The organism is Actinomadura sp. CNU-125 (genome assembly GCF_001942465.1).
In the GTDB taxonomy this organism is placed as follows: domain Bacteria; phylum Actinomycetota; class Actinomycetes; order Streptosporangiales; family Streptosporangiaceae; genus Spirillospora.
This window is the reverse complement of the sequence record NZ_MKJY01000277.1, coordinates 1-14,875: the sequence shown is the minus strand read 5'-3', so window position 1 is coordinate 14,875 and position 14,875 is coordinate 1. Positions and strand designations below refer to the sequence as shown.

Annotated in this window: 12 protein-coding genes and 2 pseudogenes; 11 read left to right on the top strand and 3 right to left on the bottom strand. The window is 73.0% G+C overall.

Annotation, left to right across the window (positions count from 1 at the left end):
- The first annotated feature begins 69 nt into the window (after positions 1-69).
- From BJF79_RS28340 to BJF79_RS28320, 5 genes are all read left to right on the top strand, one after another.
- Positions 70-699, top strand: a complete 630-nt coding sequence (locus BJF79_RS28340; RefSeq protein WP_262402704.1) for an ABC transporter ATP-binding protein — start codon at positions 70-72, stop codon at positions 697-699.
- Positions 696-1,409, top strand: coding sequence for an ABC transporter permease (locus tag BJF79_RS67395; protein WP_410050152.1), 714 nt, complete (start codon positions 696-698; stop codon positions 1,407-1,409). Before BJF79_RS28340 ends, BJF79_RS67395 begins: the two co-directional genes overlap by 4 nt.
- A complete protein-coding gene (locus BJF79_RS61980) occupies positions 1,376-1,768 on the top strand; it encodes an ABC transporter permease (protein WP_262402703.1) in 393 nt (130 codons plus the stop codon). The genes BJF79_RS67395 and BJF79_RS61980 overlap by 34 nt, the downstream gene beginning before the upstream one ends.
- A 119-nt stretch (positions 1,769-1,887) precedes the next feature.
- Positions 1,888-2,118, top strand: coding sequence for a hypothetical protein (locus BJF79_RS61975; RefSeq protein ID WP_075901923.1), 231 nt, complete (start codon positions 1,888-1,890; stop codon positions 2,116-2,118).
- A 405-nt stretch (positions 2,119-2,523) separates the two neighbouring features.
- Positions 2,524-3,135 carry a YaaA family protein gene (locus BJF79_RS28320; protein WP_316043460.1) on the top strand — a complete coding sequence of 204 codons (612 nt, stop codon included), beginning with the start codon at positions 2,524-2,526 and terminating at the stop codon, positions 3,133-3,135.
- A gap of 178 nt (positions 3,136-3,313) precedes the next feature.
- Here the strand turns inward: BJF79_RS28320 and BJF79_RS28315 are convergent, their stop codons facing one another.
- The 3 genes and pseudogenes from BJF79_RS28315 to BJF79_RS28305 all read right to left on the bottom strand — a co-directional run bounded on the left by BJF79_RS28315 (position 3,314) and on the right by BJF79_RS28305 (position 8,357).
- Positions 3,314-4,951 carry an RNA polymerase sigma factor gene (locus tag BJF79_RS28315; protein WP_075901919.1) on the bottom strand — a complete coding sequence of 546 codons (1,638 nt, stop codon included), beginning with the start codon at positions 4,949-4,951 and terminating at the stop codon, positions 3,314-3,316.
- 262 nt (positions 4,952-5,213) lie between these two features.
- Positions 5,214-7,345, bottom strand: a pseudogene (locus BJF79_RS67390) (SpoIIE family protein phosphatase).
- 409 nt (positions 7,346-7,754) lie between these two features.
- Positions 7,755-8,357 carry an HhH-GPD-type base excision DNA repair protein gene (locus BJF79_RS28305; protein WP_075901917.1) on the bottom strand — a complete coding sequence of 201 codons (603 nt, stop codon included), beginning with the start codon at positions 8,355-8,357 and terminating at the stop codon, positions 7,755-7,757.
- An 84-nt stretch (positions 8,358-8,441) separates the two neighbouring features.
- Here BJF79_RS28305 and BJF79_RS28300 point away from each other — a divergent pair, with 84 nt between their 5' ends.
- The 6 genes and pseudogenes from BJF79_RS28300 to BJF79_RS28270 all read left to right on the top strand — a co-directional run.
- Positions 8,442-9,146: a molybdopterin-dependent oxidoreductase gene (locus BJF79_RS28300; protein WP_262402694.1), complete on the top strand. Its 705-nt coding sequence runs from the start codon at positions 8,442-8,444 to the stop codon at positions 9,144-9,146.
- Complete coding sequence (locus BJF79_RS28295; RefSeq protein ID WP_083734058.1) at positions 9,133-9,855, top strand: cytochrome b/b6 domain-containing protein; 723 nt, start codon at positions 9,133-9,135, stop codon at positions 9,853-9,855. The genes BJF79_RS28300 and BJF79_RS28295 overlap by 14 nt, the downstream gene beginning before the upstream one ends.
- Before the next feature lie 156 nt (positions 9,856-10,011).
- On the top strand, positions 10,012-10,269 hold the full coding sequence (locus BJF79_RS28290; protein ID WP_075901913.1) for a hypothetical protein: 258 nt from the start codon (positions 10,012-10,014) through the stop codon (positions 10,267-10,269).
- 174 nt (positions 10,270-10,443) lie between these two features.
- A complete protein-coding gene (locus BJF79_RS28285) occupies positions 10,444-11,976 on the top strand; it encodes a hypothetical protein (RefSeq protein WP_075901999.1) in 1,533 nt (510 codons plus the stop codon).
- 90 nt (positions 11,977-12,066) lie between these two features.
- Positions 12,067-12,852, top strand: a pseudogene (locus tag BJF79_RS67385) (TY-Chap domain-containing protein); the annotation flags it as partial.
- Between the two features lie 466 nt (positions 12,853-13,318).
- A partial coding sequence (locus BJF79_RS28270) for a TY-Chap domain-containing protein (protein WP_075901907.1) occupies positions 13,319-14,875 on the top strand: 1,557 nt, incomplete at its 3' end.

Sequence of the window (14,875 nt, the reverse complement as noted above, 5' to 3'; positions counted from 1 at the left end):
GGCCTCGCAACTCCGCGCTGCTGCCCCGCATCGGCGTCCAGTTGCAGGCCTTCCTCGTTCTTCGAGCGGCTGACCGCGCGCGAGCAGCTGCGCACGTTCGGGTCGCTCTACGGCGTCCCGGCGCGGCGCGCCGACGCGATGCTGGAGACGGTCGGGCTGACGGACAAGGCCGACGTGCGGGTGGAGAAGCTGTCGGGCGGGCAGGCGCAGCGGTTGTCGATCGCGTGCGCGCTCGTCCACGATCCGGAGCTGGTGTTCCTGGACGAGCCGACGGCCGCGCTCGACCCGCAGGCGCGCCGCAACCTGTGGGACCTGCTGCGCGACATCAACACCGGCGGCCGCACGATCGTGCTGACCACGCACTACATGGACGAGGCGGAGATCCTCTGCGACCGCGTGGCGATCATGGACGCGGGGCGGCTGCTGCGGCTCGGCCCGCCGGCCGTCCTGGTGCGCGGGCTGGACTCCCCGGCGCGGATCAGCGTGCCGAGCGGGGTGCTGCCCCTCGCGGACGCGCGGTCGCTGCCGGGCGCGGACGAGGCGGCCGACGACGGCGTGTCGCTGACGATCTCCACGCGGGAGCCGTCCGCCGTGGTCGCGGCGATGGCGGCGAAGGACGCGCTGGACGGCGTCCAGATCCACGGCGCCACCCTCGAAGACGTTTTCCTCCAGGTCACCGGACGGGAGTACCGGGCATGAGCACGTACGCGAGTTTCCGGAGCCTGTCACGGGCGATGCTCCTCGGCTTCGTCCGGGACAGGGGCGCGCTGGCGTTCACCATCCTGTTCCCGCTGATGTTCCTGGTGATCTTCGCCGGGATCTTCGGGAACCAGACGACCTCGAAGGTCGAGGTGCTGCGGGTCGGCCCGGTGCCCATCGTCGAACGCGCGGTGGCGGCGGCGCCGGACGAACTCGGCGAGGTCATGGAGCTGACCGCGGCGTCCGACCGGGCCCAGGCGCTGCGCGACGTCGAGAAGGGCGACGTGTCCGCGGTGGTGGAGCAGCGCGGACACGAGCTGATCGTCCACTACTCCGCCGCCGACCAGGTCCGGTCCGGGACGGTACGGAGCCTGATGAACCAGATCGTGCAGTCGTCGAACGTCGCGGCGACCGGCAAGGCGCCCACGTACTCGATGTCGGCCCAGCAGGTCGAGGACGACTCGCTCAACGCGATCCAGTTCTTCACCCCGAGCCTGCTCGGCTGGGCGCTCGCGTCCGCGGGGGTGTTCGGCGCCTCGCAGACGCTCGTGTCGTGGCGGACGAAGGGCATCCTGCGCCGCCTGCAGCTCTCGCCCGCCCCGATCCCGACGGTGTTCGCGGCGCGCGTCGCGGTGAGCCTCGCGTCGCGCTCGTCCAGTTCGCCCTGTTCGTGGCGGTGGCGACGCTCCCGATGTTCGGCCTGCGGTTGAGCGGGGCCTGGTGGATGGGCGTCCCGATGGTCCTGGCCGGCGTCCTGGCGTTCCTGTCGATCGGGATGGTGGTCGGCGCGTGGGCGAAGACGCAGGAGACCGCGCAGGCCGTCACGCAGCTGATCGTCCTGCCGATGGCGTTCCTCGGCGGCTCCTTCTTCCCGCTGGACGCGTCGCCCCAGTGGATGCGGACGCTCTCGTACGTCTTTCCGCTGCGCTATCTGAACGAGGGCATGCTGAACGTGATGGGACGCGGTCTCGGGCCGATGTCCGCACTGCCGCAAATCGGCGTTCTGCTGGGCGTCGCGATCGTCGGCGCACTGATCGCGGTCCGCCTGTTCCGATGGGACGACGCCTAATGTGACGTCGGTCACTTATGGGCCCATTCTGCTGTGGGCGTACGAACAAGCAGGTTGGGAACGTTCGCGTCGGGTTAGATGTTCTCCTAAGTACCGACCCCGAGCATGAGGAAGGTGCCGTGACTGGAGCCCTTGCCCCGACCAAGCCGCTGACCGTCGCCGACCGATGCGACCGCTGTGGCGCCCAGGCCTACGTCCGTGCTGTCCTTGTAGGCGGCGGCGACCTTCTGTTCTGCGCCCACCACGGGCGCAAGTACGGTGAGGCCCTCCGCGCCAATGGGGCCGACATTCAGGACGAGACCGACAGGCTCACTGAAACCCCGGCTAGCGCTCGGGACGACGAGCGGTAGGCATGTCCATAGAACGTCCTCGAGAGCGGCGGCCACCGGAGACGGTGGCCGCCGTTCACCTTTCCCGCACTTCGCGAACAAATTGACCACGCAGTGTAATTATTCGATCACCGGACGCATTTCCCGTGCCGAAGTGACGCTCTTCACCCGATAGCGATATCCGCCCGTTTCACGCCCCCGCCGGACGTCCCGGCCCGAGGCGTCGGGGATGCTTCCGGCCACGTCCGGCCACGCCGCGCCGTCCATCGGAGCCACCACGCCTTTCAGGAGGAACGTGCACATCCTGCTCCCGCCGTCGGAGAAGAAGGCCGCCGCGGGCGACGGTCCGCCGCTCGACCTCGGATCCCTGAGCTTCCCCGGCCTCACCGCCGTACGCGAACGCGTCCTGACGGCGCTCGGCGAAGCGTGCGGGCGCGACGACGCCGCGGACGCCTGGGGTTCCCCGCCGGGCAGAAGGACGAGGCGCTCGCCCGCAACCGGGGCCTGCGCACGGCCCCGACGCTGCCGGTCGCGCGGCTCTACACGGGCGTCCTGTACGACAACCTGGACCTGCCGAGCCTGGACGAACGCGCCGCCGCCGACCGGATCATCGTCTTCTCGGGCCTGTGGGGCGCCCTCCGGCTCACCGACCGCATCCCGCCGTACCGGCTGGCCATGGCGGTGTCGCTGCCGCCGCAGGGCCGCCTCGCCGCGCTCTGGCGTCCCGTCATGCGCGACGCGCTGCGACTCGACGACGGCCTCGTCGTCGACATGCGCTCCGGCCCGTACGCGTCGGTGTGGAAGGCTCCGCGGCCGACCGTGGCGGTGCGGGTGTTCCGGGAGCGGATCGTCCGCGGCGTGCCCCAGCGGTCGGTGGTCAGCCACATGGCCAAGGCGACCCGCGGCGAGATCGCCCACGACCTCCTCGCCGCCCGCGCGGACCCGCGCACCCCCGAAGACCTCCTCAAGGCCGTCGTCGGCCTCGGCCACACGGCGGAGCTCAACGGCACCAACCTGGACGTCATCCTGCACACCTGAGGAGATCGGGTCGGCCTGCGCTCGCAGAGCTCGCTCCGGCCGCCCCGGGAATCAGGCCGTCCCCACGAGGCAACGCACCCGGGGCTTCCCCGGTGCGGCCCACTCGCAGAACTCGTCCCGTGGGCGGGCAGGCGTTCGGGCCCCGCCGCGGGTGCGGCGGGGCCTTCGCGGGTGTCCGTCAGTCGAGGTAGTCGCGCAGGACCTGGGAACGGGACGGGTGGCGCAGCTTCGACATCGTCTTGGACTCGATCTGGCGGATGCGCTCACGGGTGACCCCGTACACCTTGCCGATCTCGTCCAGGGTCTTCGGCTGGCCGTCGGTGAGGCCGAACCGCATCGAAACGACGCCCGCTTCGCGCTCGCTGAGGGTGTCCAGCACCGAGTGGAGCTGCTCCTGCAGGAGGGTGAAGCTGACCGCGTCGGCGGGGACGATGGCTTCGGAGTCCTCGATGAGGTCGCCGAACTCGCTGTCGCCGTCCTCGCCCAGCGGGGTGTGCAGGGAGATCGGCTCGCGGCCGTACTTCTGCACCTCGACGACCTTCTCCGGGGTCATGTCGAGTTCCTTGGCCAGCTCCTCCGGGGTGGGCTCGCGGCCCAGGTCCTGGAGCATCTGCCGCTGGACGCGCGCCAGCTTGTTGATGACCTCGACCATGTGCACCGGGATACGGATGGTGCGGGCCTGGTCGGCCATCGCGCGGGTGATCGCCTGCCGGATCCACCAGGTGGCGTACGTGGAGAACTTGTAGCCCTTGGTGTAGTCGAACTTCTCGACGGCGCGGATGAGACCGAGGTTGCCCTCCTGGATCAGGTCCAGGAACAGCATGCCGCGGCCGGTGTAGCGCTTGGCCAGCGACACCACCAGGCGGAGGTTGGCCTCCAGCAGGTGGTTCTTGGCGCGGCGCCCGTCCTCGGCGATCCACTCGAAGTCTTCGAGGTCCTCCTCGGACATCGCCGGGCCGTCGGCGGCCAGGCGCTCCTCGGCGAAGAGCCCGGCCTCGATGCGCTTGGCGAGCTCCACCTCCTGCTCGGCGTTCAGCAGGGGGACCTTGCCGATCTGCTTGAGGTAGTCCTTGACGGGGTCGGCGGTGGCGCCCGCGGCGGCGATCTGCTGCGCGGGTGCGTCCTCCTCGTCGTCGCTGAGGGTGAAGCCCTCCTCCTCGGACGACGACGACGCGGCGGCGGGCTTGGCGGCGGCCGGGGCCTTCGCGGGGGCCTCTTCCTCCTCGGCCTCCGGCGTCTCGTCGGCGTCGGACGCGTCGTCCACGAGCTCGACCTCCAGGTCGTCGCCCATGTCGTCGAGCTCGACGTCGACGTCGTCCTCGAGCTCGGCGTCGTCGCCGGCCTTCTTCGCCGGGGCCTTGGCGTCCGCCTTCTTCGGGGCGGCCTTCTTCGGCTTGGCGGCGGCGGTCTTCTTCGGCTTCGCCTGCTTGGCCGCGGGCTTGGCGGGCGCCGGACGGACGGGACGTGCGGTCTCGGCGGCCTCGCCCTCGGCGTCACCGACGACGGCGGTCACCGTGTCGGGCTGCTCCTTGGCCGCGGCGGCCGTCCGGGGCCTGCGGGCCGCAGGCGCCGCGCGCTTGCGCGAACGCTTGGGCGCCGCGGAGTCGGCAGCGCTCACCATGACGGTCACACCCTCCTTGCTGAGGCTCCGCAGGATCGAGGAGGCGGCGGACACCGGGATGTCGGCCTCTTCGAACGTGCGGCGGACGTCGTCGGCATCGAGGCGATTTCCCTGGGACCGTCCACGCTCGATCAGTTGCGCGATGACGTGATCGTGCAGATCCGACGCTTTCGAGGTCGAGCTAGCAGGCGACACAAATACCTCTCGAACGAACGTGTGGCTTGGATACCCAAGTGCCCTGACGGGCCCGGCCTCACACGAGGTGGGACCTCACACTGGGCGGGACCCCCGGTGCGGAGGCAGCGTACCCGCTCTGACTGGGTCAAGCATTCCGGTACTGCTGCGCGTTCCACCCCTGATGTCCTACCCGGTAACTCTCCACCTTAGAGGGCGCGAGGCGGTCCTTCGTACGTACGGCTCCGTCTTGTCGACGTCTTCGCGTCGTGTCCGGACGATCTCACGCGGGTTCGGGCGGGACGTGCAGGGCGAGCACGGTCACATCGTCTACCTGCTCGTATCCGGCAAGCATCCGATCGACCAGGAAGTCGACGAGTCTCTCGGGATCTCCTACCACTTCGGTGGGGGCGTCCTCGGCCACGGCGACGAGCTCTTCCAGACCTGCGTGCACCCCGCGTCTACGGTTCTCCACAAGTCCATCGGAATAGAAGACGACAGTGTTGCCGGTTTCGATGGAAAAACTTGTCTGCTCTCGTTCACTGGGCCATCCGAGCGGGGTCCCCGCCTCCTCCTCGCTCACCTTCGCGGGCGCGTCCGGGGAGATCAGCAGGGCCGGCGGGTGCCCGGCGTTGCTGAAGGCGCCGCGGCCCGTCTCGGGGTCGATGACCGCGTAGGTGACGGTGGTGAACTGCTCCTCGTCCTCGGTGGCGCTGAACAGCCGGTCGAGGCCGGAGAGGACGGCGGCGGGGCTGGGGTCGTTGAGCGCGAGGGCGCGCAGCGCGTTGCGGACGCGGCCCATGCCCGCGGCGGCGAGGACGCCCTTGCCCATGACGTCGCCGACCGCGATGGCGAGCCGGTCGTCGGGCAGCCGGAACACGTCGTACCAGTCGCCGCCGACCTGCACGTGGCGCGTCGCGGGGTTGTAGCGGGCGGCGAGCACCATGCCGGGCAGTTGCGGCAGGTCGCTCGGCAGCAGGCTGCGCTGCAGTTCCTCGGCGGTCTTGTGCTCGCGTTCGAACAGCAGCGCCCGCTCGACGGCGAGGGCGCACTGCCCGGCGAGGGCCTCCAGGAAGACCCGCTCCTCCTCGGTGATCTCGCGGGGGCGGGTGAAGGAGAACCGCAGGGCGCCGATCGGCGCGCCCGCGGCCAGCAGCGGCAGGCCGACCCAGGCGCGTTCCTCGGTGTGCCGGGCGAACAGGCCCTTCTCGTCGCGGCCGAGCTGCAGGCGGAGGCTGTCGGGGTGCTCGGCCAGGAACGGCCGTCCCTCCCGGACCGCGATCGACATGACCGTCTGGTCACCGACCTTGATCTCGGCGGGGGCGGCGTGCCCGGCGTCGTCCTCGGCGCCCGGCTGGGACGGCGTGACGATGCTGAGCCGCAGCTTGTCGTCGTCCAGCAGCGCGACGGCGGAGTAGTCGGCACCGATCGCCGACCGCCCCACCTCGGTGATCACCTGGACGACCTGGGAGACGGTGAGCGCCTCGGCGAGCATGGAGGTGGCCTGCTGGAGCCGGGCGGTGCGCAGCGCGGCGGCCGACAGCTGCTCGGTCAGCCGGCCGCGCATCTCCTCGGCCTCGCGCTGCCCGGTGACGTCGGTGTTCGCGCCGACCCACTCGATGACCGCGCCGCCCTCCCAGATCGGCACGGCCCGGACGCGAAGTGCCGGTAGGCGCCGCTCTTGGTGCGGATGCGGTAGTTGGTCTCGAAGACCCGGTTCTCCTCGACGGCGCCGGCCCAGATCGTCTCGATGCGGGGGCGGTCCTCGGGGTGGACGACCGAAAGCCAGCCGCCTTCGGCGTACTCGTCGGGCGCCTGGCCGGTGATCGCGCGCCACTCGGGCGCGTCGTCGATCGCCTCGCCGCTCGCCGCGGCCACCCAGACGACCTGCTCGCCGGCCTCGACGAGCGAGCGGTAGCGCTGCTCCTTGCGGCGGACGACCTCCTCGGCGCGGCGCCGCTCGGTGACGTCCAGGACGGCGAGGACGACCCCCGGCGGCTCTCCGCCGGGGCGTTCGCCGCCGGGGCCGCGGGCGGGCATCCAGTAGCACGCGAGGACCCGCTCGGCGACGGCGCGGCGGCCGGCGCGTCGACGGCGCCGGGCGCCTCCGCTCCGCCCGCGCGGACGCCGCCGCGGGCGTGTCCGGGTCCGCTCGGGGACCGGGACGACCAGCTCGTCGTCCAGCGGTTCGCCCTCGGCGAGGACGGTGCGCAGCGCCGTCTCGAACGCGGTCGCCACGGGCTCGGGCAGGCACTCGGCGGGGCGGCGCTGCTGCAGGTCGCGGACGGGCCGGCCGAGCAGCGCGGCGAGCCCGTCGCTGGCCCGGTGGCAGCGCAGCTCCGCGTCGAAGAAGGCGAGCCCGCCGGGGGCCTCCTTCAGTAGCGTCGCGTAGAGCGCGGCGTCGGACGCATCCATGGGCTGCCCCTCCACCCCTGAAACGCGGGGATGCGGGACGGACGTCTCAGTGCTCACGGACACCACCTCCGCCCCGAAGATCCCGTACGCGCGGCAAGTTTTCATCACTATGAGTGAATGGGAGCAGGTTAGCGCTCCCGCCTCCATCACAACACCGGTCGGAGTCAGGTACTCATCATCCCGATGGTCGGCCGCCTGCGGAACCCCCGGTGACATCGTCGTCCTCCGGCCATGGGCGACCTCCTCGGGCTCGTGCGCCGTCCCGCGGCGCGCCGGCGGCGCTCCATCGGGTCGGCGAGTAGGGAATGTTAACGGTGCGCGGGCGCCGAACGAGGGCATCTCGGGTCCTTCGGCGAGTCCGCGCGGGCGCGGGGCCGCGCCGTCCGGCCGTCCGCCCTGCCGGGGCGCCTTACTCGGACGCCTTAGCGGACGCCTTGGCGGCCTTGGCCGCGGCCTTCGCCTGCTGTTTGAACGCGCGGACCTCGGCCAGCGAGTCGGGCCCGGTGATGTCGGCGACGGAGCGGCGCGATCCTTCCGCTCCGTAGTCGCCGGCGGCCTCGCGCCAGCCGTCCGGGCGGACCCCGTACTGCTTGCCGAGGAGCGCCACGAAGATCTGCGCCTTCTGCTTGCCGTAACCGGGGAGCGCGTTCAGCCGCTTGAACAGCTCCTTACCGCTGTCGGCGTCCTTCCACAGCCGCTCGGCCTCCCCGTCGTAGTGCTCCACGAGGTACTGGCACAGTTGCTGGACGCGCTTGGCCATCGACCCCGGGTACCGGTGCACGGCCGGTTTCTCCGACAGCAGCGCCGCGAACCGCTCGGGGTCGCAGGCGGCGATCTCGTGCGCGTCCAGGTCGTCCGCGCCGAGGCGCTCCATGATGGTGTGGGGGCCGGAGAACGCCCACTCCATCGGCACCTGCTGGTCGAGGAGCATGCCGATCAGCGCGGCGAGCGGGCTCCGCCCCAGCAGTTCGTCGGCCTCCGGCCGCTGTGCGAGATGAACCTTCGTGGCCATGCCCCTCAGCTTAGATCTGTCCGAAGTCTTACGTGGGGCCGCACGGGCCTGTTCGTCCCCCGCGCGTCCTGTTCCAATGAGGGCGTGAACGAGGAGGAGTCGGTAGAAGGCACGCCGGTCGGGCGGCGGATCGTCCTGGGCATGCTCGGCCTGGGCGCGGCCGGGGTGGCGGTGGGCGCGTCGCTGCAGGACCGGGTGAGCCGGGCGCTGGCGCCGGTCGGGAGCATCCAGAACGTCCTCCCCGCGGCGGGCGGTTTCCGTTACTACTCGGTGACGCCGGGCGTCGACCGGCGCACCGCCGCGTCGTACCGGCTGCGGGTCGGCGGGATGGTGCGGCGGCCGCGGGCGTTCCGCATGGCGGATCTGGCCCGGCTGCGGCAGACGTCGCTCACCCGCGACTTCCAGTGCGTGACGGGCTGGCGCGTCGCGGACGTGCAATGGGCGGGCGTCGCGCTTCCCGACCTGCTGGACGCGGTCGGGGTGTCGCCGCGTGCGCGCGCGGTGCGGTTCACGTCGTTCGACGGCGTCTACACCGAGTCGCTGACGCTGGAGCAGGCGCGCCGCAGAGATGTTCTGGTCGCGACCCAGATGGAGGGCGGGCCGGTCACGCACGATCACGGCGGGCCCACGCGCCTTTACGTAGCGCCCATGTACGGCTACAAGTCCCTCAAGTGGCTGGACGGCATCGAACTCACCGACGAGGTCGAACCCGGTTACTGGGAGGAACGCGGATACGACGTCGACGCCTGGGTGGGTCGGTCGAACGGACGTGACGATGTCCCCACCTGAGCCGACGGTCCCGCGGTGGCTGGTGCGGTTCTCCATGGCGGAGCGTTCGATCCATCACGCGACCGCCCTGCTGATGCTGGTGTGCCTGGTGACCGCGGCGCTGCTGTACTTCCCGTTCCTGACGACGCTCGTGGGCCGCCGCGAGTCGATCAAGACCGTCCACGTGTGGTGCGGGTTCGCGCTGCCCGTGCCGATCGTGCTCGGGCTGCTGTCGCGGGCGTTCCGCGCGGACGTCCGGCGGCTGAACCGGTTCGCGCCGCACGACTGGGAGTGGCTGCGGCGCCGCGACCGCCGGGACGCGCGCGGCGGGCGCGGGATCCTGCCGGTGGGGAAGTTCAACGCGGGCCAGAAGCTGAACGCGTCGTTCACGGCCGGCGCGATCCTGATCATGCTCGGGACCGGGGAGGTCCTCACGTTCCCCGGGCCGTGGCCGGACGAGTGGCGGACGGGCGCGACGTTCGTCCACGACTGGCTCTTCCTGATCGTCCTGGTGGTCACCGCCGGGCACCTGTGGATGGCGTTCGGCGACCGGGGGGCGCTCACCGGGATGCGCACCGGGCGCGTCGACCTCGGCTGGGCCCGGCGGCACCACGCGGGGTGGGCGGACGACGCCGCGAAAGCGCAGGCCGGACGGGTGGACGGCGCGGGCGACGACGAACCCGAGCGAACCGGTACAGAATTTGCGAAACGACCACCCGGCATGTCTTGACTCTCCCCGCAAAAAGGCTGGAATGGGACATCGAGGCAAGGTGTGGGCGGTGGCCCGCGGGCCGGTGATCGGCGGCGGGCCGCGCGGTGGCGCGCCGCGCCTCGCCCGACGGGCCGACCCCGCCCGCCGGAACCCCGTGCGCGGAGGTGTGCGCAGATGCCTGCACAGTTGCCTGCACCGGTCGGTCACCCGGGCGAGGCCGGAGACGCGCTCGCGCGCCGGCTCTCGGACGAGTTCGCGGACTTCCCGCCGGACGCCGTGCTCCGCTGCGTGGCCGACGTCCAGGCCCGCATGTCCCACCTCGGGCTCGAACCCACCCCGCCGCGCGTCGAGCGGATGGCGCGCGAGCACCTGACGGGCATGCTGAAATCCGAGCCCCCGTCCGGACGCTCCCCGGGCGGCGTCGACGGCTGATCGCGGCGGCCCCGGCGGACGGCGTGTCCGCGTTGGGCGAACCGGCGCCGTTACGCAGACCGGCCGCGCGGAATCTGACAAGCTGGGAACGTGAATCCCCGCAGCCGCCACCGCTCCCCCGGGGAACCGGCGCAGCACGATCCCCCGGGCGAGGTCGCGGAGATCTTCGACGGCATGCTGCACCACGCCCGCGAACTGCTGGCCGTCCGCAGCCCGCTGGACGCCGAACTGATCGTCAGCGAGATCCTCGGATCGTGGTGGGGGCACCGCGTCCCCGGCGGCGACGTCGAGGAGGTCATCGGCGAGGCCCTGATCGGGCACGCCGAGCGGGCCGCGACGCCCGCCGCGCTCGCCCTGCTGACCGGCATCGCCTACCTGGGCACGCCCCGGCAGGCCGCGCGGGCCGAACGCGCGGCGCTGGCGCTGATGCGGCGCGGCGTCGCCCGTCCGGGCTGGGCCGACCGGGTCGGGACGGTGGCGCCCGAGCAGTGCTTCGTGTCCCGCGACGTCTACGGCGACCAGGACTCGATCGTCTGCGTCTACGCCTACGGCGGCTCCGAGCGGCACGCGCTCGTCGTCCTGGTCGACCGGACGAAGGCCGAGACCGTCCCGGAGCCCGGCGAGCCGCGGGGCGCGCGCCGGGGGCGCCCGCCCGCGAGCGGGATGGTGCGGGACGCGTGGGTGTCCTCGCAGGTCGACAAGCTGCTCGACCACTGCCGCACCGAGGGCCGCGACAACCCGCTGATGCGGTTCGAGCAGCTCGACCCCCGCGACACCAAGGCGCTGCTGCAGAGCGCCCTGGAACTCACCAACGGCGTCGACGACCCGCCCGTGAACGACAACTTCGGCTCCTACCACGCGTTCGTCCGCGCGCGCGCCGGGATCCTCCCGCCCGGCGGCCGCCTCCCGCAGCCGCCGGTGTACGGGCGGGACCGGCGCGCCACGCTCGCCGCGCGGTTCCTGGCGTCCGACGAGGCCGAGGACCTGTCGGACCGGTCCGCCGCCAGCCGCTGCGTCGACCGGATCATCGAGTACGGCTGCGAGCACGACTTCGGCCGTCCGCTGCGGGTCAGCCCGGTCAAGTGCGAGATGTTCCTGCTCGACTGGCTGCCCCGCAAGGTCCTGCTGTCCCCCAGCGAGCAGGAGGCCGCCCCGCACGTCCTGGCCGCGTGGGTGCGGTGGGCGGGCCGCCGCACCGGGCTGCCCGACGCGGGCGTCCGCGCGACCCTGGACGCCGTCTGGGACGCCACCGTGACGTTCGCCGACGCCTACCGCGACCCGTCCGCGTTCGGGCTCGACCGCGAGATCGTCGGGCGGCTGCTGCCCGACGGCGACCTCGAAGCGCTCCCCCGGCGCGCGTTCGCGCTGCCGTTCCTGACCGGCACCCACCGCAGTTCGGGACGGCACGGCTCGATCGACCTGTCGGTCCTCGACCCGTCCGACCCGGACGACCGCCGCGTCATCCTCGAATTCGAGCATCCCAGCGCGGGCGACGAGCACCTCGACGCCCACGAGCGCATCACCGCGCGGCTGTGGGACGGCGATCCCCCCGACCTGTGGGAGACCGCCCAGGCGCTCCTGGACGACGGCTGGCCCCGGCACGAGATCCTGCACCGCCTCATCGACGTCCTCGACGACCACGGCGGCGACCCGCGGGCCCTCCGCGACGCCCTGAGTGGGCTGCGTCACGAACCCCCGCCGGGGTGACGCGCCGGTTTGCGCGCGACGTCCCCGGCGACAATCATCGGTTTCCGGGCACGGTCTCCGGGGGGCGAGACCGGCCCCCGGCCGTAGGGAGTGATCTTGTTGGAGTGGTCCGAGTTCGGCCGGCGGCTGGCGCGCGAGCTGGCGGCGCTCGAACGGGACACGATCCTCATCGTGCGCGAGCGGGACGAGAGCCGGCACTACGTCCAGGCCATGCGCGAGCCCGACCGGCTCTACGCGGAGGCCGTCAGCAACAACTTCCTCGTCGGCCCGCTGCTGCTCACGCCCGCCGACGAGGAGGTCATGAGCGAGGCGGGCTGGCGGCCGCCCGCCGAACCGGCCCCCCGCAACTGGTGGACCGAACTGCCCGGCGGCGGCCTGCCCGGCGACTTCGCGCGGCTCGCCGAGGTGATGGTCACCGCACTGCGCGACGTCCAGGGCGTGCGGCGCCCGTCCGAGCTGGTGTACGAGTCGTTCCACCGGCACGGCACCGGGCTGATCGAACTGCCCGGCTTCGGCATCGACATCGCCGACCCGTCCCGGATCACCCGCCGCCGCGACGCCCGCCCCGACACCGCGGCGGAGGCGCCCGCGGGCGACGGCGCGCTGGAGGCGCGGCTCGCCGACGCCAAGGAGCGCGGCGACAACGGCGCCTACTTCTCCCTCCTCGGCCGCGCCGACCTCGTGCTGCCCGCCACCGGCCCCGCCGTGGAGGACCCCGACCGCGCCGAACTCCCGACGATCACCATCGGCGGCGGCACCTACGTCACGGTGTTCACCTCCCCCGGCGCCCTCGCCGGCACCGGCGACCGCCACCCCGGCCTGTACCGGCGGACGTCGTTCGCCGCGCTGTCGGCCGGCTGGCCCGACCCGTCCTGGCAGCTCGCCATCAACGCGGGGCTGCCGAGCGAGGTGCTCCTGGACGTCACCGCCCTCGCCCGGCTCAGCGCCGAGCACGGCTCGCCGTCGGTCAACGGGGAGCAGGAGGTCCCGCAGACGACGATCGACGCGTACTCCGTCGAAGACCTGCAGAAGGCCCTCGACGCCGGAACCCCCTACTTCGACACGGCCCCCGAACCGGAACCCGAGCCCGAGCCGCTCGCGCGCCGCCGCGCCCCGCCGAACCCGCGGGCGTCCCGATCCGGCCGCCGCACGGCACCCGGCTGTGGCGGTGGAACGGCGTCAACGACCAGGCCCCGGTGGCCGTCTACGACGCCGTCGGCGGCGTGTGGGCGCCCGCGCGCGCCGACGCGGTCCCGGCGCCGCGGAGCGACTGATCCGCTAACGTCTTACTACCGCCGGGTACGGCGGGCCCCCGCCCCCACGGACGTGAGAGTGGACCCGAGTGGACTGGAACGACTTCGCCAAACGGCTGACCCTGGAACTCTCCCGTCTTCCTGTGGGGTCGTTCATCATCGTGCAGGCGCCGTCCGGCATGCCCTACGTGCAGGCGATGCGCGCCGACCAGGGCATGGACTCCGAGGCCGTCGGCAGCGCGTTCCTCCCCCGCCCCCTCGGCCACCTGCAGGAACGCCGCCTGCGCTCGCTCGGCTGGGAGCCGCCGGACGACGCGCGGCGGCGCAACTGGTGGGACCACTTCGACGTGCGCGACCCGGGCCGCCGCGACCGCGACGGCCGCGCCGCCGCCGAACGCCTCGAAGCCTGCGCGATGCTCGCGGGCCGCATGGTCGGCGCGTTCCGCGACGTCTACGGCATCGACTCCCCGCTCGAACTCGTCTACCAGGCCGCCCGCATCGGCAAGGACGGCGGCCCGATGGCCCTGCCGGGCCTCGGCATCCCCGTCGCGATCCCGGAAGGCGGCGAGCGCCGCACCGACCGCCCGTCCGGCTCCGCCCTCGAAACCGCCCTCGCCGACGCCCGCGAGCAGGGCGACCAGCGCGGCTACCTGGAGCTGCTGGCCCGCGCCACGCTCTACCTCCCGTCCCCGGGCGACCCCGGCGGCGCCGACCACCAGTACGCGACGGCCCAGTTCGGCGACGGCACCTTCATCCTGGCGTTCACCTCCCCGGCGGCCATGGAACGGTCGCTGCAGGGCCAGGCCGTCCATCACCGCGAGGCGTCCCTGGCCCAGCTCGCCCGCCGCTGGCCCAACCCGCGGTGGCAGCTCGCCGTCAACCCCGGCCTGCCCAGCGCCTCGTACCTGGACGCCACGCCCTGTTCGAGCCCGACGCCCCGACCCGCCGCGCCCGTCCGCCCGTCGCGCCCGCAAACCCGCGCCGCCGCCGGCGCGGCCCCGAGCGAAACCCCCGTCGACCCGGTGCCCGCGCAAACCGACGACCACCCCGCCCGTCCCCCCGAAGACCCGCCGGGCATGGACGGCACCAAGCCGGGCGGGTCTGGCGCGCCCCGCCCGGCCACCGCCCCGGCCGGCACCGCGCGAGGTCGACCTCCTCGCCGAACCCCCGCGCACACACGGCGGGCCCCCACACCCCACCGCCGCCCCAAGCCCGCGCGGAGACGCACCGCACGCCCGTCCGACCGAGACCCGCTGGGCATGGGCGGCACCAAGCCAGGCGGGCCGGACGCGCCCCGCCCGACCACCGCACCAAGCGCGCGCGAGGACACCCCATACGGCGGGCCGTACGCATCCCGCCAGGCCGACAAGCCAAGCGCGCGCTGCGCCCGCCGCTCGTCCGGCCGAAGACCCGCTGGGCATGGGCGGCACCAACCCGCCCCTGCCAGACGCGCCCCGCCCGACCACCGCACCGAGCAGGCCGAGCACCCCATACGGCGGACCGTCCGCATCCCGCCAGGCCGACAAGCCAAGCGCGCGCGGAGACGCACCGCACGGCCGTCCGGCCGAGGATCCGCTGGGCATGGGCGGTGCCAAGCCGGGCGGGTCTGGCACGCCCCGTCCGACCACCGCGAGCGGGCCCGGCGA